We start from the raw sequence: 20220 nt of genomic DNA, 5'->3' as shown, positions 1-20220 counted from the left end.
TGGATTTACACCGGTAATAAATTTTTCTTTTTCAACCAGCTATCAATAAGGAAAACCAAATAACCAAATCTTTCTTCAAGAGAATTCGTCGTAACCCATTTAATACAATCAAATGAAAAACTGGTTAACAACCTTAAAACTATATCCTGAACCTCTTGGTTGTTCAAATCTTCACTGGCACGAAATTCATCATAACTCTTGGTTCCATGTGGTAAAAGATAAACAATATGTTGATAAGGCTGTGAAATGAGATACTCATAAACCCTTTTCGTCACTCTATCAAACAACTCTGAATGGTCACTTCTTCGACAATACAAAAGAGTATAAAGATAATTATCATAAACGGTTCGATCTAATAACATAAGCTCAGGTGATTTTTCTCTAATTCTCATTTCTCGAGTAATCTGAATTTCCAAAACATCATTTTGAAACATGAGATATAGTTCTGGAATCAATCGCATTTCTTCAAGAGTTCTCACGCCATGGGTTTGACTATAAATAGAGAATATATCGCGTGCAACTTCATTGATTACATCGACTATCAAGCCTTGTTTTTTGTAATAATTAAAAAGTCCTTTCACTAATGTTGTTTTTCCTACTCCCGCTGCCCCACTGAACCCAATTGAAATTGTTTGGTTATTTTGCTGGCGAGGACGTAAAACAATGGCCATTTTAATCCCACTTCCTTTAATTTTTTGGTTTTTAATCCTTTTTTTCTTTCATTTCCAATCCTATCAATATAATTGACAGATGTCAATATATAATTTTATCTATGACAGAAGTTTTTTTAATTAAATTTTATAACGAAAACTCTAAAACCATTTATTATGAAATGTCTTGCTGGATTATTTCTTAGGATAGTTATTATTAGTAACTGTATAAATACTTCATTAAACCGCCATTTAACCATTTACTTCATTCCATTGAGATCATCTTAGAGTAAAATATGAATGAAAGAGGTGATGTTAATGAACTTATCAAAACCAAATTACAAAGCTGAATTAGTGGGAGTATTCGGTCATCCGGTTGAAGAAAATCCAACTATCATCATGCAAGAAGCGGCGTTTCGTACTTTAAATCTCAACTGGAGATATCTTACCATTGAAGTTTATCCCGATGATTTAAAGGATGCCATCCAAGGCTTACGAGCATTCAATATGCAGGGAATTAACCTTACCATACCTCATAAAGTTGAAGTATTAAAATATTTAGATGAAGTCACTCCCGACGCCCAATTGATGGGTGCAGTAAATACCGTTTATCGAGAAGGAAAGCGATTGATTGGAACCAATACTGATGGGAAGGGATTCCTAACTTCGCTCATTCATGATGCCAAAGTCGATCCCAGAGGGAAAAATGTAGTGATCTTGGGCGCTGGTGGAGCAGCTCGAGCAATCAGTGTTGAGCTCGCTCTAGCTGGTACAAACAAAATAACAATAATAAACCGTTCCCCATCAAGAGGAGAAGAATTAGCAAACCTTCTTCGCGCAAAAACAAAAGTGGAATCCTACTATGTACCATGGAATGGTACCTACCGGATCCCACCCGAAACTGATATCTTAGTCAATACAACTTCAATCGGCCTTTTCCCCTATACCGAACAAAAACCAGATATTTCCTATGATTCTATTCTTAAAGGCTCAATTGTTTGTGATGTCATCCCCAACCCTCCTCAAACCCAATTTCTAAAAGAAGCTCAGTCGCAGGGAGCAAAAACTCTTGATGGTTTAGGAATGCTTGTGTATCAAGGAGCCATTGGTTTCAAACTTTGGACGGGCAAAGATGCACCGATTAGCATTATGAAACAAGCCCTTAAAAAAGAATTCGGAGTCGAATAATCCTTATCCCATCTCCAATCTATATATTTCTTTTGGATTTTCATAGAGAATCCGACGAGCATATTCAATTGCGGTTTTTTCGGTAAAATATCCTTCTTCAACTTTTTGGCTCAAAACTCGGGCTAAACAATGAAGAACCAAGCTCACTTTTCCATAAGCCCATTCTACCGAATAGGCATCGGTAGCGATGGCAATCCACTTGTTGGAAGGAAGGGATTCTATTCTTTGAGAAATTAGTTGTTCAATAATATTCGGTATTAGAGTATGCCACCAAAAACCGAGCAAACTCACATTGGGTAGCATTCTGGCAATTATGGTAAATTCTTGTGCCATCGAAAGCGATGCAAACATTAAACTCATTGAAACCTTAGGGAAATCTTTAAATACCTCTACGAGGTCAAGACTTAATTGATGATTATTCCAGACATAGGACTCACCGTATCTCATCCCAGGCCGAGCCCAATATGCTCCTATAACAAATTGTGCTGGCGTTCCAATACTCTTGTGTGCTTCCAAATAACTATAAAATAACCAGGTAAATAAGATATGGTTTTCTTCGGCATTAAGTTGAATCCCGGTTTTTTTCTTATTATAAATTTCATTGATTTGACTCGATACCGGTTTTATTAAATGAAATGCCGAGCTGACAAAAGCGGTAAAATAACGAATCCCCGATTGAAATTTCTTTTTAAAGAAATCGTAAATAGACTGTTGAGCTTGGTCACTATTCTCCGGTAAACCACCAAGCTCGTTCGCAATTAAATCAAGAAGACTCAAATTTCGAGTTGGATCAAAATGAAAAAGATCTAAATCTTCATATAAGGGAATTAAAAACGGATTTCTTGTTAATCCTTCTTGGCTCCAATGATTTTCACAAATGAGTGAGCATTGAACATTCATCCGATTCAATATCGATTTGGGGTAGGAAAAATCTCTGCCTTTTTGAATAATTTGTTGCTGTAAATCTTTCCAATTGCCAGGGTGAATATCACCATCGCTTATTTGATACATATCATTTAATATTTTTTTAATACACCAGTAGGTAGTTGTGTTCTCAACCAAAGGTTTATATTTAAAAAACTCCTCGATTCTTTTTTCAAATGGAGCATCAGAAACTAAAAAATTGTCATCGGTTAGCCCAGCTGAGTAAAGTTCCCGTCTCATAAAATGATAAAAGAGGATATCGGATAAATCACGGCACTGCGGTTGATCTATTGAAATATGAGAATGAACGTCAAAAACTGGTAACTCTTCTATTGAATGGAGTATCTTTTTGTAATACCTCATTTTTCAATCTCCTTTTAATATGAGCCTTTTTCAATCAGCACTTAATAAAATAAAAATATGACTAAATTTAACGCTTTACCCGATAACGGTACATATTCATCCAAACTGCTCCTAAAATAACCAAACCACGGATAACCATCTGAACATAAGGAGATACATTCAGTAAAGTCATTCCATTAAGGAGTGTGCCTATAATCATAGCTCCTAATAAAGTTCCAAACATCCTACCTTCTCCACCGTATAAATTGGTACCACCAAGGATAACTGCCGAAACGACATCTAATTCTTCACCCTGGCCAACCTGAGGAGATCCGGTACCAAGGCGAGAAGCCATAATGGCTCCACCTATTGCCGCGAGAATTCCCTGAAGGATAAAAACATAGATTAATATTTTATCGACATTAATCCCTGATATTCGGGCTACTTCTTGGTTTTCACCAACAACTGATACATATTTGCCAAATTTCGTTTGTGTAAAAATAAAATAACATATTATCCAAATAACCAGCATCAAAATGATAGGCGTAGGAATAGGACCAATAAATCCTCGGCCTAAAGCACGAAAGCCTTCAGATTTTATATAAATCGGTCTTCCTTGAGTATAAATAAAACCAATTCCGCGAAGGATGCCCATTGTTGCTAAAGTAAGCAGAAAAGCTGGTATTTTTTGCTTGGCAACGAAAAAACCATGCATAAGCCCAATTATTAGCCCTATAGCAAAAATGGCAATCACCCATAAACCTAGTGGATAATTTTCTTGACGGAGAAAAGCAGCAGCAGTTACTCCGGTTAAAGCTATCACTGAGCCTACACTCAAATCAATTTGAGCAGCCGTTATTACAAATGTCATGCCAAAAGCTACTATGGCAGTTATAGATATCTGTCTCCCAACATTTAATACGTTTTCCACAGTAAGAAAATAAGGAGAGGCAATCGATAAAAACAAGCATAAAAAAATAAATCCAAGCAATAAACCATAGTTTTCAAAAAGAAACATAAACCAGCCCAAAGTTGATTTTTTTTCCTGACTCATGGTGTATTTCTCCCTCAGAAGATATTAGTCAAAATCAAATATCCAGACTTAATTGTTTAAATTGTAATGTTCCAAAAAAGATAGTTTTTCATTAAATCATTAACTCGTCACATTATTCAGTTGTACATTATTATTTTCTTGCTTTTGTTCACCTGAAACCATAAGTTTAACAATTTCATCGCGAGTTGTGTTCTTAATGATTCGATCTCCAACCCTCATCCCCCCTCTTAAAACGATAGCACGATCAGCAACTGAAAATACATCTTCAAGATTATGGCTTATGAGAATTACAGAAGCACCGTGCTTTTTTAAATCTAAAATGATCTGACGGACCTTAGCAGTTTCTGCAACCCCTAAGGCAGCGGTTGGTTCATCCATGATGATAATTTTCGCTTCCCAAAAAACACTTTTTGCTATAGCAGTCGCTTGGCGTTGCCCTCCAGATAAGGTTCCAACTTTTAACTTTGGATCCAAAGCAATTCGTAATCTTTCTAATAGCGGTCTCGTTTCCGTTTCCATTTTCTTTTTATCTAATACCTGAATTGGCGTTTTAAGAAACTTCTTCATTTTCTCTCGACCAAGGAAAATATTTTCAGCTATGTTGAGCTTAGTGGCCAGAGCTAGATCTTGATAAACCGTTTCAATACCTAACTCCTTTGCACCAGCTGGGTCAGAAATAGTAACTGATTTTCCATGAATAAATATTTCACCTTCGTCTTGGGTAAAAACTCCAGAAATAATTTTAATTAGGGTTGACTTACCAGCACCATTGTCTCCCAATAAACCAAGTATTTCATTAGGATAGAGCTCAAAATCCACCTGGTATAAAGCTTGGACTGATCCAAATTTTTTAGAAATACTCTTCATTTTTAAAATGGGTTCTTCATGCATACTAAATCCCTCGTTTTCCGTTGATCCTCTTTCATAAATAGCTATGAAAGAGATATTCTTATTCCCTTAATTTAAATGAGGGAGAGAAAACTCACTCCTCTCCCTCATGGTTTATTCCGTTATAACATCCTTAAACAAGCTAATAGTCAAGAATTTCTAATGCTTGAGTAGCTTCTTCCAAATTTTCCTGAGAAACTAAAAGAACTGGAATTGTTATTCTTTTTGGGATTTCTTCGCCTTTTAATTTATTTAAAGCTGTTTCAATGGCAGTCGATCCTAAAACAATTGGTTGTTGGGCAACAGTAGCAAATAATTTCCCATCTCTAATTGCCTGAACCATTTCGGTATCGATGTCTACACCAACTACTTTTATATTCGCACCAGCCGCTTCCACCGCCGAGACGGCTCCCATAGTACAGGTCTGATTTCCGCCAAAAAGAAAATCAATATCTTTATTCGCTGTCATGATATTTTCTGCAACTGTCATGGCGTTTTCGCGAAGTCCTTCTTCAACGTTTTGTTGAGCAACGATTTCAACACCCGGCAACTGAGTGACTTGATCAAGAAAACCTTGGGTACGTTGTTGTTGAGCAACCGATACTGCCCACCAAAGCACACCAATCTTGGCTTTTCCGTCCATTTCTTTTTCAATATAATTTTTTGTCCATTCGCCTACTTCAGTCCCAATTTGATAATTATCGGAACCTATAAAAGTAACAACTTTATCAGTCACTAACTCCATATCAGCAGTGATAACCGGTATTCCCTTGGCAACTGCTTCTTCAACAACCGGGACTACGCCTTCCGGGTCAACTCCAAAAAGAACAATTGCATCTACTCCTCGGGTAATATAGGTTTCCAAAGCCTTTACTTGGGCATCGAGTTTGGTTTTGGGATCATCCAACAACATTTCGACACCAGCTTCTTCCGCAGCTTTCTTCATGCCGTTTACAACATCAATGTAGAAGGGGTGTTCATAAGTAATGATTGATGTTCCAAGAACGATTTGTTTCTCCTGCGAAACTGCGCTAAAAGTTAAACTTAAAACCAAACTCATTACAACCAAAACAAATATTAATGTTGAAAGTTTGTGCTTCATGGTCTCCTCCTCATTCGCAATAAATAATTTGTTTGTTAATTACCTAACCTTAATCCTTAATTGAACACTTATTCTCAATACAACCAACCACCTCCTTTTCAGACCCTCTATTAAATCATTTTTTAAAAACCATGAATACAATTTTCTCTATCAGTAAATAAGCTATTTATTCTAGGTAATGTTTTTCATAATTTTTTCAACTTTCTCCACTACTGCATGAATTTCTTCGTCACTGGAATTAATGTTGATTCCAAAGCCTGAACCTAAACCTTTATCAACAACACCGACACTGATATTGATTGCTCGATCAAGGATATCATCGGTCTGAGGAAGCATATGAGCATAATATTGAATATCTTTTCCGTAAGCCGGGCATTCATAAGGACAGGGATAGAGGGTTGAAGTTTTCTTTTGTAAAATTTGTTCCATATTGTTATAAACATGCCATCCAGAATGAGCTATTGTCTTAGTTCCAGCTCTTTCACCAAAGGCGTCAGCTGTGGCTTTACCTTTAAAAAGTAAAGTAAGCAAAGTGGCACATTCTCCATTTTGGTCGTTGATGGTTCTAAAGTTGATATTCGGAATCTTGGCTAATGCTGTTTTGAGCTTACTTTTCTTTTCACGAAGTGTGTTAAGAATTGTATCTACTTTTCGCACCTGGGCTAAAGCAAATGCTCCGGTCAATTCATTCATGCGAAGATCCAAACCAACAATGCTTCTTTTTCCAACCTCGACACCAGCCCGCATGGGTTTGTGACCCTGGTCGTGAAAACCAAAAGCCCGTTCGTAATAGTCATCGTTATCCGTCACTACAATACCACCATCACCGGCAGTGATAGTTTTAAACACATTCAACGAGAAAGCAGCAATTTCTCCAATGCTCCCAACTCTCTTCCCTTGGAAGGATGCCCCGGCAGCTTGAGCACAGTCTTCAATGACCAATAACCCATGCCGTTGGGCGATATCCATGATAGCATCCATCTGGCAAGGATTTCCCAGCATATGCACTGGCATGATGGCTTTCGTCTTGTTGGTAATCTTTTTTTCTACATCACCAGGATCAAGAGTCAGTGATTCGTCGATTTCGGCGAGAATTGGAATAGCTCGGGATACAATAATACTTGAGATAGAAGCAATGAAGGTATATCCGGGAACGATAACCTCATCACCAGGTCCAATGCCAAGAGCAGCCAAACAGGTAAGCAATGCACTGGTTCCACTATTCACCGCAACTGCATGCTTGACTCCGATCAACTGAGAAAATTCTTGCTCTAGAGTAAATACTTTCTTTTTAAAATTGGGGTCGTCCTCTGAGCCATAACGAAAAAGATACCCCGACTCTAGAACATCCATCACTTCTTTCTTCTCTTCTTCACCGATTACATATGAACCCGGTCCTCCAAAAGTCGGTTTGACAGTCATTGATCTTCCTCCTTTATCGGGCAATTTTTACCCATTTTCCTTTTTGATGGCTTTCCACAATTGCGTCGACGATACAACTAATATCATAACCGTCTTGAAAAGTCGCATAATCAGGCTTTTTGTTTATCGAGTTTTTTGCATCAAGCACTGCACGATAATAAGCCAGCAAGCTGTTTTTAAGGCTATCCAACCAACCCTCGGGATGCCCACCTGGTGCAAGTACATAACCCCGACACTTTGGATCAAGCTGATTCGGATCTCTCATGAAATAGGTATTCGGTTGGTTGCGATACCCAATCCACATTCGATCCCCTTCTTCCTGATTCCAATAAAAGGATTGGTTTGATCCATCAATTTCGATATTCAAATAACATTTTCTTCCTGCGCTTATTTGTGAAACATAGAAAACCCCGCTGGCTCCGTTCTCTAACCGAATTAAAACCGCTCCCCAATCCTCTGAATGTATCGGTATTTCTTCGTAATCGGTAGGTTCACGATTTTCGCTAAAAGTCTCAACAATTTTTGATTTTTTCCTTACCGGTATCACAGTTGATAAGTTGGCAAATACCTCGGTAATTTTGAGCCCGGTAAGCGTTTGAGCAAGATCACACCAATGGGAACCGATATCTCCAATTGCTCGAGTTGCTCCACCATACTTTGGTTCTATGCGCCAGTTGTAATCGGTTTCATAAAAAAGCCAATCTTGTAGATAAGATCCATGAATTAAATTGACTTTTCCCAACTCTCCCTTCTGAATCCGGTGTTTCATGTCTTGCACCAAAGGATACATTCTATAGTTAAAATTAACCCCGTGCACGAGTTGGCGCTTTTCAGCTAATTCCAACATTTTACTTGATTCAAAACGATTCATACCTAAAGGTTTTTCGGAGAAGATGTGTTTTCCAGCCTGAATAATAGCAGTATTGATTTCCAGATGAAGATGATTAGGTGTGCAGTTATGAACAACTTGAACATCCGGATCATTGATGAGGTCCTGGTAATTCCCATAGGCGCGAGGGATAAAAAAATCACTAGCTTTTTTTTGAGCTAATTCCTCATTCGCTTCGGCAACCGCAACTACATCGACAAAACCCAAGCGCCTTAAAGCATCAATGTGTACTGTTCCAACAAAACCAGTACCAATAATCCCAGTTTTTATTCTTTTCATAAAACCCTCCTTCTCCTATAATTTTTTATTAATATTTTTCTATTGAATAATTTCCAATAAGGATAGCATTGAGGCGCCAAGCGCCCCTGCCCACTCGTCCAAAGAAGAAATTTTCATTTCTAATTTTTGACTTAATACTGACAAAGAATTCTTTTTAATTATATGTTGGATTGGTTCAGTTAATAATTGGTTGGCGTGTTTTAAACGACCTCCAAAAATAATCAAAGGGATTCCAGTAAAATTGATTACCTGCGCAGCCACTGCTCCGATACGTTCCCCCGATTCAGTTATCAAACGATAACTCAATTTATCTCCTCTTCTGGCTTCATTAATGATATTCTCGATGTTTATTTCTTGATTATGCAAGCTCGATTGCACACCATTTTCAATAAATTTTCTGGCATTACGGACAATTGCTGCTGTCGATGTAAACACTTCTAAACATCCGCGATTTCCACAACCACAAGATGGGCCATTTTCATCTATGATAAAGTGTCCAATTTCTCCGGAAATGCCAAAAGGGCCTCGATATATTTTGCCATCTAAAACTATTGATAGACCAATTCCAACATCAAGATAAAAATATAAAAAATTCTTAATACTTCTTGCTACTCCTTGATTTTGCTCAACATAAGCAACAGTTCTACACACATCATCTAAATAAACTGGAAGATTGAATTTTTCTTCAAGATGCTTTTTTACTGGAAAATCATTTAAATCATCCCGTTGGGGAGAACAAAGTGATGTGCCAGTTACGGTTTCCACTATACCAGTACTGGCAATACCAATTGATTTTATATTCTCGTCATCATTTAGAATCTTTTTTATTTGATCTTCCAGATTTTTCTTAATTGGTTCGTTTTTTTGAACTTTTATCGTTCCTCTTTGAAATATATCCCCAACACAATTGGAAATAACCCAGTTAATATAGGAACCTCCCAGTTCGATTCCTAATGCCTTGCCAAAATCGGGATTAATACTGATTAATCGTGCCGGTCTCCCACCGGTCTTCTTATCCCAGCCACTTTCAACCACTTTACCTTCTAAAATTAACCTTTCAATAAACTTTGCAACGGTGAGGATTCCAATACTGGTTGCTTTCGATAAATCATTCCTGGAAAGAGGCCCATTTTCTTTTATTATTCGATAAATCAACTCTAATTTTGGAGGATTTTTCATTTTTTATTTTTCCAGTCTATGGAAATACACCCCTAATTTTTTTAGCTTTTACTACGCGGTCAATTGCCAACATATACGCTGCCATCCTCAAATTCACCTCTCTTTGCTGGTGAACTGCCCACACCTCGTTAAAAGCTCTTTTCATTATTCTCATTAGCAATTCGTTGACTTCGCTCTCATCCCACATCAGTGATTGTATATTTTGTACCCACTCAAAGTAAGAAACCACCAAGCCACCAGCGCTTACCAGAATATCCGGAATAACAATAATTTTTCGGGATTCTAATATTTCATCAGCTTCAACCAAAGTTGGCCCGTTAGCAGCTTCAGCGATTATTTTAGTATTTAACTTTTTTGCTATAGAAGCAGTGATTTGGTTTTCTTTAGCAGCTGGTATAAAAAGGTCAACCGGGAAGTAGAAAATTTCCTCTTTGGGAAACTCTGTTACACCTGGAGATTTATACCCCTTGATTGTTTTACTGGGGTTGTTGTTTACATATTTAATAAGGTCATCAATATCCAAACCAGATTCTCGATATATGCCACCACTTATATCACATACAGCTATAATCTTAGATCCTTGATGGGCGAGAAGCTGGGCTAAAATACTTCCAACTTTCCCAAAACCTTGTATGGCCACTTTGGCACCAACCAGCGAAAATCCTATCAAAGGCGCTATATCATTAATTATATAAACTACTCCTCGTCCAGTCGCTCCTTGCCTTCCTAAGGTACCTCCAATTTCCAAAGGTTTTCCGGTAACAACCCCAGGGACTGAATACCCTTTAAACATACTATAGGTATCCATAATCCATCCCATAACTTCATCGTTGGTATTAATGTCAGGAGCCGGAATATCTTTTTCTGGACCAATAAGCGGAAGGATCATCGCTGTGTAACGACGTGTAATACGTTTTAACTCTTCTCTTGACAAATGTGATGGGTCACAACGAATAGCACCTTTCGCGCCTCCGAATGGGATGTTTACTACGGCGCTTTTCCAGGTCATTAAAGCTGCTAAGGTTTTTACAATATTAATATCCACATCATTTGAATATCTCAGCCCACCCTTACATGGTCCTCGGCTACTCGAATATTGAACTCGATATCCAGTAAATACTTCAACGTGATTATTATCCATCACAACTGGTATAGAAACGACTAACTCCCTTTCTGGATATCGAAGTGAAAGATAGTCATCATAATCCAAACCCAGTTTTTTCGCTGCACTATCGAGATTAAAAAGCATGTTTTCATAAGAATCATAAATTTCCTTTGGCATTTTATAACCCCTCCAAAAACGATTTACATCAATTTTTTATTGAAGGAGAAAATACTTATATATATTTTTATTATTATCTCAGTATTAATAACCCGTAATAAAACTACTTTAATAAAATAATAGATTTATCGCAATCATAAGTCAATCCCGTTAATATGCTTATTTTGAATAATTGGCATATATTATTGGAAATATTTTGCTATAAATGGAATAAACAAAGTGAACATGGGCAGGAATAAGGGTTCATATTTTAAGCAAAAAATGAATGAGAAAAAACAATTTCTCTGAGGCTATATAACCATCTTCCCCGAAAGAATTATTTATTCTGAAAAATATATAATTGGTTATAGGTAATGGGTTTAGAGCTACTAAATCTGATCTAAGTCTGGGTTTTCACCCGCACTCCAATCTTCTCCCATCAAGAGAAAAAGAATCGTTTTGATATCATCACGAATTTTCTCTTTTTGAAGGCGTGAGGATCTCATCTTTTAAGTTTTTTCTTCATAAATACTTTAAAGAATGAGATTCTCACGTCGTCCGGCAGAAGACACCGGACTCCTCAGAATGACAAAGCGGGGCGATGAGATTGCCACGTCGCATAGGATGCTCCTCGCAATGACCGAGCAGGAAAAAAACTCAAATCCCCATAACCCCCTTTTCTAAAGAGGGGAACGATTCCTGGATACATATTTTCATTGTCATCTGGTGCCACACAATTGGCATGAGGGTCTATCCTGAAAATACCATCTTATAAATTCCCCCATTGAGGGGGGATAAAGGGGGGTGTGCCTTTAATCGGTCATCCTGAGCCCTCGCTTTTTGAGGGCGTGAGGATCTCATCTTTTAAGTTTTTTCTTCATAAATACTTTAAATGATGAGATTCTTACGTCGTCCGGCAAAAACACCGGACTCCTCAGAATGACTAAGTGGATGGTAGAGATTGCCACGTCGCATAAGACGCTCCTCGCAATGACGGATTTAGATAGGTATTTTCATCCTCATCTGGTGCTGCAAAGCAGCATGAGGGTCTATCCTGAAAACCTACGGGCATGATAAATCGAGCCCCCTATAAAAGAATAAAAATTTGTTGGGGCACAATACATTGTGCCCGTCCTTCGTTTAAAGTAGCGACATGCCAAGGGATGCCGAATTTTGAGTTTTCATTACCATCTGGCGTTAAATTGTAATATGGCAGCCTTGTCATACCCTTCCATCCCATAAGGTTATAACTCAATTATCTCGCTCCGAGCAGAAGAAAACGCCTCACATCCATCTTTGGTTACTCGAAAACCATCTTCCCAACGAAAGCCATAATCTGGGGTGGTGAAGAAGGTATCTGCCATAAAAGTCATATTCTCTTTCAAAGGATAATTTGAGGTTTTTTCCATCCAGGGTTTTTCAACTTCTATAATACCAGCACCATGGCATGGTCCATATAGATAGTACTGAGCATAGCCATGTTTCTCAAAATACTGATAATATTTCTCAGCAACATCCTTCGCGATGACGCCTTCTTTAATCCATTCATAGGTAATTAAATGAGCATCCAGTCCAAATTGCACTTGTTTTTTCATTTCTGAAGACATTTTTCCAAAAACAACTGGGCGACCAACGGAAGAAGCATATCCACCGTATCGAGCTCCAACACAAAGCTGAATCATCTGACCTGACTCAAGTTTTTTATAAGTTGCCCGAGCAATAGCATTTTGTGTCTGTTTGCCCCCAAAAATATAATTAGGAAAGGCTTCACATTCAGCGCCATGCTTATACATGGCATGATAAAGAATACCCATCGCTTCTTTCTCGGTCATTCCAATTTTCATTTCTTTCAAAAGGTCCTCGAGAGCTAATTCACTAATTCGGTGCGCCTCTTTCATCATGGCAACCTCATTTTCTGATTTAACCGCTCGCATATCGGAAATGATCCATTCAGCTCGTATTATCTCTCCTTTTGGCCCTAATGCCTCTTTTACTCCTTCAAATACTGGCATAGGAAGAATGGCGTAATCTCCTAATGCCAAACGTTTAATTTCTTTCCCTCCTGATATTTCATCAAATACGTCCTTAAAAGTTGATACTTGGATATCTGGATAATCAGGTTCAGCCGATTCACGATAAGCAAGCAATTTTCGAATTTTCTTAACCTTACTCCTTTGAACGGCAAAAGGCTCAGCTTCTGGTCCAATCAATAAGATTGGGTCTCCTTCTTTGGGAACGATCACTCCAGCCGTTTCAAAAATTGGCCAATGATCACTTAGGTATCGAACACTCGCATGATCTGCTTCATTGGAATGAACTAAATAAGCGTCAAAATCTTTTTCAACTAATTTTTTCTGAATTCGTTTGATCCTTTGATGAAATTCGGTTTCTGGTATTTCTCTTATCATGGTATTTTTCCTCCTCGAACTATTAATTTACACTGAAAATTATTCAGTTTTTAACCGAAGTGATATTTAGTTTAAAACTTTTAAAAGAACAAGAAAAAATTTATATGCATTAAAGGTTCTAATAGTTATTATAAAGAAAAAACTGCTAAGATTTCAAAACGACTTTTACAACCTTTTCTTTTTGGCTTGATGCTATTTGAAAAGCCTTTTCTGCCTCATTAAATGGAAAAACATGAGACAACAAAGCCTCTAAAGGAAAACTATGTCGATTCAGAAGGTCAATGGCTATAGGAAAATTATGGTTCGGAATTGCATGAGAGGCTCTGAGCTGTAACTTTTTAAAATGAAATTCATTGGCATCAAAAGTTATTTGGCTTCCTTCTCCATATTCAATTCCATTAAATGCAATAATACCTCCAAAACGGGATATCTGAATAGCATCGGCAATGGTTTTAGGAGGCGCTGTTACAATGACTCGATCGACACCCTTGGGAACAACACTCATAATCTCATTTACCACATCGTTCGCTTCATAACTCAGAGTTACATCGGCACCGATTTGCTTTCCCAAATTCAAACGATAAGATGCCCGGGGAGTGGATTGATTGGAACCAACTAGGAAAACCCGTCGAGCCCCCTGAAGTTTAGCTAATCCAACTACCATCAATCCAATAGGTCCTGGCCCAAAGACAACAACCTCATCATTGAGCTCAAGCTCAGCCCGTAAAGTAATATCTAATGCCACGGTGAGTGGTTCAGCTAAACTGGCATGAAGCGAATCAAGCAATTTCTTATCATAAACATGCACCATATCTTGCCTCACCACAAGGTATTCAGAAAAACCAGCTTGGTCGGTCATGTAGGTTGTTAAGTTTTCGCAGTACAATGAACGGCCATTTTTACATTGTTTACAAACCCCACAAGCTGCATGGTTTTCCACAATTACACTTTTTCCAATCAGACTGTCATCAACATTCTCACCGATCTGCTCAATGGTTCCAACCACCTCATGACCTAAAGGCGTCCAATCTTCATTATTTCGAAGAAAATGGAGATCGGTTCCACAAATACCTCCTGCTTCAACCCGTACTAATACCTGTCCTAATTGAGGTTGGGGAACAAGTGCATCTCGCCATTGGAGTTGAAATGGAGATTTTCCAAAAAGAGCTTTCATAGTTACCTCCAATTATTTATTTCATTAAGTTTTTTGAGTTAACTACATTCAAAATATATCCAGCAGAATTTTATGCGTATTTCTGAGTTTTTTTTGTAGTCTTTCTTGATGCTATTTTATTAATAAGACTTAATGCTTTTTAAGAATTTAATGACCACATTCAAAGAAAAGCAATGATAAAAAAAGAGAGTTTAGTTGATGCGAGAGGCAACTCCCACTCAATAAATATAACTTAATTCGTCTCTAGATTGTCAATATTTTCTAAAGGTTATCAAGGCCGTGCTTTTTCAACCATTCCTCGAAATTCTGATTATCAGTAACTATCTCATTATCATAATTTTCCTCAAGTTTTTTCACTTGTTTGGCCAACTCCGGTTGCTCACGCATGGCAACAGCCATATTACTATCAAACTGCTCAACCAGTGGAATTAAATCTGAAAAATCGAGATTTAATTGAAGTAAAGCTGTGATTTTTTTTACGATGGAGATAATCCCTCTTGGATTGGTTGCATGGATATACATTGGTACATCAGTAATAAGGTTAATTATGCTTATATCTTTCTCTTTCGCCAAAAAGGTGAGATAGGTAATTAAACTGGCGGAACCTTCATAAGTGGTAAAACGAATATTTTCTTCCTCAAGAATTTTTTTTAACTTTTCATCACTGACCGAACTATAGACTCGCGGATCTCGAGTGTGAGGAGTTAAACCGTTGACACTTCCAATAAAATATATTTCTTGAATATGGTACTCTTCACACATAAAAAATAAAATTTGACAGTATTGATCCCAATGAATATTTGGTTCTTTACCAGAGAATAGAATGAGATTATTATTGGTGTCAGCAAAAAATTCATTGGTTGGAAACTGGACTTCATTTACTAATCCGTCGGTAATTTTTGTATAAGGACGAAATTGAGCGATTTCCTCCATAGATCCCGGTAAATTATATATATAAAAAGGGTGAGGATTTATTTCTGCAAACTTAACAGTATTCAGCTTATTATTTAAATAAACAATAGTTCCGGTTGACACATATCCTCCATCCATCCACCCCGATAATCCAATGATCAATCTGGGAGAAAATAAAACTGGCTTTTCTAAAAATTTAAGATTTTCCATGTTTGGGATGAGTCCTCCTTTGGTTTTTAATCTATTGGAAATGGATAAATGGTTTTTCCCTAAAAATATTATACCTTTTTAGGGTTATGATTACTCATATAGCAGTTAAAAGAAGATAATGAATCGAGGAACAAAAAAACCACAGGCTCTGACAAACTCTTGAACCTAAATCTCGCCTCGAAAAAAGAAATCACTTTCTAATATAGCGAAGCGCTTCAGGATTGGCCTTCCACTCTCCCTCTCGGGAAAACTTCGAAATTCCTATCTCTCGATCGGGAACTTCTTTCTTCCAATCCTTCGGTTTTTTATTCCTCAGAACCTGTGGCTATAACTTATTATACACCCAATATTTAACCTGTCAAGCTAACAAATATGGTTATTTATAACTATAATAATATTGAACAAAATTTCACTTCTCTTGAGTCTTTTCAGAAAGGTAATAGAATGAAAAATTTAGTTATAGCGTTAATCCAAATGAAATCAGAAGTTGGCAACATTGACAATAATCTATCCAAAATCAAAAAATATATCAATGATGCAGTTTTAAATCAGGTTGACATCATTTGTTTTCCTGAGCTCTCAGTAACCGGTTATTCTCCAGAATGTAGCCCTGAATATGCCGAAACGATACCTGGTTACAGCTCAAGGATTTTATCCCAATGGGCTCAAGATAAACAAATCACTATCCTGGCTGGTGTTTGTGAAAAAAACCATAACCTGAATCCCTATATCGCTCAAGTTATTTGCACGGCCAATGGAAAAATTTTTAAATATCGTAAAACCCACTTAGCTCCACATGAAGTTGCATTTTTTTCTTCTGGTCATGAATTTCCGGTTTTTGATATTCCTCAAGTTCGTTTCGGTATTGAAATTTGCTGGGAACTTCACTTTCCCCAAATAACAACCTTTCTTTCTCTTCAGGGAGCCGAACTGGTCTTTTGTCCTTATGCATCGGCACGAACTCCAAAAGATCGACAACAATCCTGGCATATTTTCCTTCCAGCCAGAGCATATGATAATCGTATTTTCATCGCCAGTTGTAACGCACTTGGACAGGATTTTGGCGGAGGCTTAATGGTATGTGATCCTGAAGGACAAATCGTTGTTGAAGATTATCAAGGAAAGGAAAGCATGATTATAGTCAATCTCGATTCCTCGATTATTGAAAAGATACGAAATCCCAATAATAATTCACTTTTCCAAAGTTATTACCCAAAATTTCTAAAAAATGATCTTTTTAAAAAAGAGTGAAACTGGTTCTTTATGATTATGAGTTAAATGAGAGTGTTTGGAGCGATTTATCAGAGGAAGTTTAATCTTTTCTTACTACTCATCATAAAATTGACGATACAAACCATCGTCTAAATTCACAAAATCAACTTTTAATTCCAATCGAAGCCATAGGTCAGTCGCTAAAAATACTCTTTTTTGCTGTTCTTCATTTAGATCTCCCTTCCAAACAAAAAACACATTGACCGGCTTGCTAAAGGAACTTTTTTGAAAAACCATTTCCATACGATTAAAATAATAATCCTTTTCTAAGTCTTCAATAATATTCCGGACTATTTGGCTATTAATCGGACCATGATATCGATTTTTTATCTCCTTAACGATGATCTGGAGTTTCTCATCATCAATTTTATACTCATTTCCTTTATCCAAGAAAGCTCCAATTTGCTTCCCATCAATTTGTATCACTAACTGAGGGAGCTGATGAGCAATCGCTTGAAATTGTTCTAATATTTGGCGGACAGCTTCTTTAAGATCCATATCAATTTACCTCAATCCTTTGGATACAATAATTAATCGGCAATTTGTTTAAATTCTTTATTTCTTAATTAAAAAAAGGTTAAAATAACCAACAATTGAAAGTGCGGTATCTTTTTGACAAGATGAATATCTGGAAGGTTAGGATAGACTCTCATGCCAAACGTTGGCACCAGATGACAATGAAAATACCTATTTAGAAATGAATTTCCCCTTTTAGCAAAGGAGGTAAGGGGGATTTGAGTTTTTGTAAACCAATCGAATCCCAATACTTCCCCCTTTATCCAATGGGAGAATAATAAAAAATGAATATGAGATTGCCACGACCTCAAAAAACCAGGTCTCGCAATGACGACTAAAAGTTCCTTCTCCCTTGATGGGAGAAGGTGAGGGTGAGGATGAAAGCTCTGGATGACGAATGAAAAGCGCCCTCCCCGCCGTAAACGGCACCCCTCCAAGGAGGGGAATTGTTCAATATATTCCCCCATTGAGGGGGGATTCAAGGGGGTGTGCCTTTTTCTTTTTTTGTTTATTCTTTTTTCACCAATATTGGTATTTTCAGGATAAAATTAAAGAGATACAGTATAATAATGTTTTCGATTTTAAGTTTTTAATTTCCTTACAATGAATAATCCACAAACCTAAAAGGAGGTTTTTTAATATGATAAAGTTAGTGCTCGTTCGTCACGGAGAAAGTACCTGGAATAAGGAAAATCGCTTTACCGGATGGACAGATGTTGATTTGTCCGATAAAGGAATAGAAGAAGCTCACACGGGCGGAAGAGCGTTAAAAGAACAGGGCTTTACCTTTGATATAGCCTTTACTTCAGTTCTAAAACGAGCAATTCGCACTCTCTGGATTGTACTTGATAAAATGGATTTAATGTGGATCCCTGTAGAAAAATCCTGGCGCTTGAACGAACGTCATTATGGCGCTTTGCAAGGTTTGAATAAAGCCGAAACCGCAGTAAAATTTGGAGAAGAACAAGTAAAAATTTGGAGGAGAAGCTATGATATTCAACCGCCAGCCTTAGAAAAATCTGATCCCCGATTCCCAGGCAAAGACCCACGTTACCAAGATCTCGTTGATAAAGACCTGCCCTTGACTGAGTGCCTGAAGGATACAGTTGCCCGCTTTCTCCCATACTGGCATCAAACTATTGCTCCTACAATCCAATCGGGTAAAAAAGTACTCATCGCCGCTCATGGAAACAGCTTAAGAGCTTTGGTCAAATATCTGGACAATGTTTCAGATGAGGAAATTGTCGGCCTCAATATTCCCACTGGAATACCTTTGGTATATGAGCTAGACCAATCTCTAAAGCCTCTTCAACATTATTACATTGGGGATGAAGAAACGGTTAAAAAAGCCATGGAAGCCGTCGCTAATCAGGGAAAAGCGAAGAAGTAAAACAATGAAGGATTGCTATGAGTTTAATTGGGGCGCAATGCACTTTTGCGCCCCAATTTCCTAAAGCTTTGCGACTCAAAAGATAGTTTTTTACTAATGGAATTACTTCTTAGAGTCAGGTTTTTATAGTATTGGTGGAGGAATAACCGGTTCGGGCAACGGTAGATCGAGCCACTGTTCAATTTCTTCCTCGGAAGCATCCCAACGGTAAGTTACATCCAAGTTTTCCTTACTTATTAGTTGAGTTGGTGCCCAGTAAAAATGACCTGGCTCAATCTCTCCTTTTACAACACCTAAGAGTATGCGTAAAGCCATGACCGAGGCGATAGATGGCGGATTGGCATTGGTGTATTGCAGTTTACCTTCTCTTATGAGATCCAAACCGTAAGGTGCTCCGTTTTGGGAAACAATTGTAACTTGTTCAAGCTTGCCAAGACGTTCCAAAGCGCTTGCCACACCAACTGTCATATCCTCATTTTGAACAAATAATCCTACGATGTCAGGATGAGCGGTGATAATATTGGTAGCTGCTTCATAGGCTTTTTGTCTATTCCATTCTGCTGTAATTGTTGTTACTATTTCTAAATTGGGATTTTGACTTAAGCCTTCCTTAAATCCTTCAGTGTAAGCCTCGGCATCGCCACGTCCCAAAGCTCCTTCGATAACAGCCACTTTTCCTTTTTCCAGGTTTTCAGCCATCCATATCCCCAAGGGTTTTGAAAATTCTTTCAAAGAGTTATCCATAAATCCTGCTGAAAGGGGGAGAATGTCACTGTGATAACCACCCTGAATAAATATTGGCACTTTTGCCTTACTGGCTGTATCAACCGCTGCTCTTTCTGATGATAGAGAAACAGCATAAATTAAAATCCCATCACAACCTCGAGCGATGGCATCTTGCACGTTGGCCAATTCTTGCGCGGAATCAAAGTTGGAAGTATATACTACCATTTTGACTCCTAATTTTTTTGCAGCCGCTTCAGCAGCCTGGGAACCAAACTGATAATAAGGTTCACCGGTTGCTCGAATAAAGGCTATTTCAATCTCATTTTCTTCTGCCAAGACAACACTTCCTGATCCTGCAATGATAATTACCAAAATCAACAGGGTAAGAAATAATCTTCGAAACATTTTTTACCTCCCTTTAAAACTTTTATTTT

Annotated in this window: 18 protein-coding genes; 3 read left to right on the top strand and 15 right to left on the bottom strand. The window is 37.6% G+C overall.

Going from position 1 to position 20220, the window contains the following annotated elements; all coding sequences use genetic code 11:
• Positions 1–5: 5 nt before the first annotated feature.
• Positions 6–671: an AAA family ATPase gene (locus RT761_RS06225; protein WP_218113207.1), complete on the bottom strand. Its 666-nt coding sequence runs from the start codon at positions 669–671 to the stop codon at positions 6–8.
• Between the two features lie 297 nt (positions 672–968).
• On the opposite strand from RT761_RS06225, the gene aroE reads away from it, so the two are divergent.
• The gene (gene aroE / locus RT761_RS06220; RefSeq protein ID WP_218113206.1) at positions 969–1838 is read left to right on the top strand and encodes a shikimate dehydrogenase; all 870 of its coding nucleotides are present in this window, start codon (positions 969–971) and stop codon (positions 1836–1838) included.
• Between the two features lie 3 nt (positions 1839–1841).
• Here aroE and RT761_RS06215 read toward each other — a convergent pair whose 3' ends face one another.
• The 12 genes from RT761_RS06215 to RT761_RS06160 form a co-directional block, all read right to left on the bottom strand.
• Positions 1842–3125 carry a hypothetical protein gene (locus RT761_RS06215; RefSeq protein ID WP_218113205.1) on the bottom strand — a complete coding sequence of 428 codons (1284 nt, stop codon included), beginning with the start codon at positions 3123–3125 and terminating at the stop codon, positions 1842–1844.
• Between the two features lie 67 nt (positions 3126–3192).
• Positions 3193–4158: an ABC transporter permease gene (locus RT761_RS06210; protein ID WP_218113204.1), complete on the bottom strand. Its 966-nt coding sequence runs from the start codon at positions 4156–4158 to the stop codon at positions 3193–3195.
• 99 nt (positions 4159–4257) lie between these two features.
• Positions 4258–5049: an ATP-binding cassette domain-containing protein gene (locus RT761_RS06205; RefSeq protein ID WP_218113203.1), complete on the bottom strand. Its 792-nt coding sequence runs from the start codon at positions 5047–5049 to the stop codon at positions 4258–4260.
• Positions 5050–5188: 139 nt separating this feature from the next.
• Positions 5189–6148: a sugar ABC transporter substrate-binding protein gene (locus RT761_RS06200; protein ID WP_218113202.1), complete on the bottom strand. Its 960-nt coding sequence runs from the start codon at positions 6146–6148 to the stop codon at positions 5189–5191.
• 171 nt (positions 6149–6319) lie between these two features.
• A complete protein-coding gene (locus tag RT761_RS06195) occupies positions 6320–7570 on the bottom strand; it encodes a DegT/DnrJ/EryC1/StrS family aminotransferase (protein WP_218113201.1) in 1251 nt (416 codons plus the stop codon).
• A 13-nt stretch (positions 7571–7583) separates the two neighbouring features.
• Complete coding sequence (locus RT761_RS06190; protein WP_218113200.1) at positions 7584–8738, bottom strand: Gfo/Idh/MocA family protein; 1155 nt, start codon at positions 8736–8738, stop codon at positions 7584–7586.
• Between the two features lie 39 nt (positions 8739–8777).
• A complete protein-coding gene (locus RT761_RS06185; RefSeq protein ID WP_218113199.1) occupies positions 8778–9917 on the bottom strand; it encodes an ROK family transcriptional regulator in 1140 nt (379 codons plus the stop codon).
• Positions 9918–9933: 16 nt separating this feature from the next.
• Positions 9934–11199, bottom strand: coding sequence for a Glu/Leu/Phe/Val family dehydrogenase (locus RT761_RS06180; RefSeq protein WP_218113198.1), 1266 nt, complete (start codon positions 11197–11199; stop codon positions 9934–9936).
• A 1066-nt stretch (positions 11200–12265) separates the two neighbouring features.
• Complete coding sequence (locus RT761_RS06175) at positions 12266–12403, bottom strand: hypothetical protein (protein WP_218113197.1); 138 nt, start codon at positions 12401–12403, stop codon at positions 12266–12268.
• A gap of 19 nt (positions 12404–12422) precedes the next feature.
• A complete protein-coding gene (locus RT761_RS06170) occupies positions 12423–13586 on the bottom strand; it encodes a M24 family metallopeptidase (protein ID WP_218113196.1) in 1164 nt (387 codons plus the stop codon).
• Between the two features lie 145 nt (positions 13587–13731).
• The gene (locus RT761_RS06165; RefSeq protein ID WP_218113195.1) at positions 13732–14760 is read right to left on the bottom strand and encodes a zinc-dependent alcohol dehydrogenase; all 1029 of its coding nucleotides are present in this window, start codon (positions 14758–14760) and stop codon (positions 13732–13734) included.
• A gap of 261 nt (positions 14761–15021) precedes the next feature.
• Positions 15022–15882 (bottom strand): PAC2 family protein, encoded by an 861-nt coding sequence (locus tag RT761_RS06160; RefSeq protein ID WP_218113194.1) that lies wholly within the window; start codon positions 15880–15882, stop codon positions 15022–15024.
• 444 nt (positions 15883–16326) lie between these two features.
• Between RT761_RS06160 and RT761_RS06155 the strand changes: the two genes are divergently transcribed.
• Positions 16327–17133, top strand: coding sequence for a nitrilase-related carbon-nitrogen hydrolase (locus RT761_RS06155; RefSeq protein ID WP_218113193.1), 807 nt, complete (start codon positions 16327–16329; stop codon positions 17131–17133).
• Positions 17134–17208: 75 nt separating this feature from the next.
• Here RT761_RS06155 and RT761_RS06150 read toward each other — a convergent pair whose 3' ends face one another.
• Complete coding sequence (locus tag RT761_RS06150; protein WP_218113192.1) at positions 17209–17652, bottom strand: hypothetical protein; 444 nt, start codon at positions 17650–17652, stop codon at positions 17209–17211.
• Positions 17653–18310: 658 nt separating this feature from the next.
• Here RT761_RS06150 and gpmA point away from each other — a divergent pair.
• Positions 18311–19060 (top strand): 2,3-diphosphoglycerate-dependent phosphoglycerate mutase, encoded by a 750-nt coding sequence (gpmA, locus tag RT761_RS06145; protein ID WP_218113191.1) that lies wholly within the window; start codon positions 18311–18313, stop codon positions 19058–19060.
• A 123-nt stretch (positions 19061–19183) separates the two neighbouring features.
• Here the strand turns inward: gpmA and RT761_RS06140 are convergent, their stop codons facing one another.
• Complete coding sequence (locus tag RT761_RS06140) at positions 19184–20191, bottom strand: sugar ABC transporter substrate-binding protein (protein WP_218113190.1); 1008 nt, start codon at positions 20189–20191, stop codon at positions 19184–19186.
• Positions 20192–20220: the final 29 nt, after the last annotated feature.

This window comes from Atribacter laminatus, assembly GCF_015775515.1.
GTDB lineage: Bacteria > Atribacterota > Atribacteria > Atribacterales > Atribacteraceae > Atribacter > Atribacter laminatus.
Note: the sequence above shows the minus strand (reverse complement) of the source record. Positions and strands in the feature narration are given on the sequence as shown.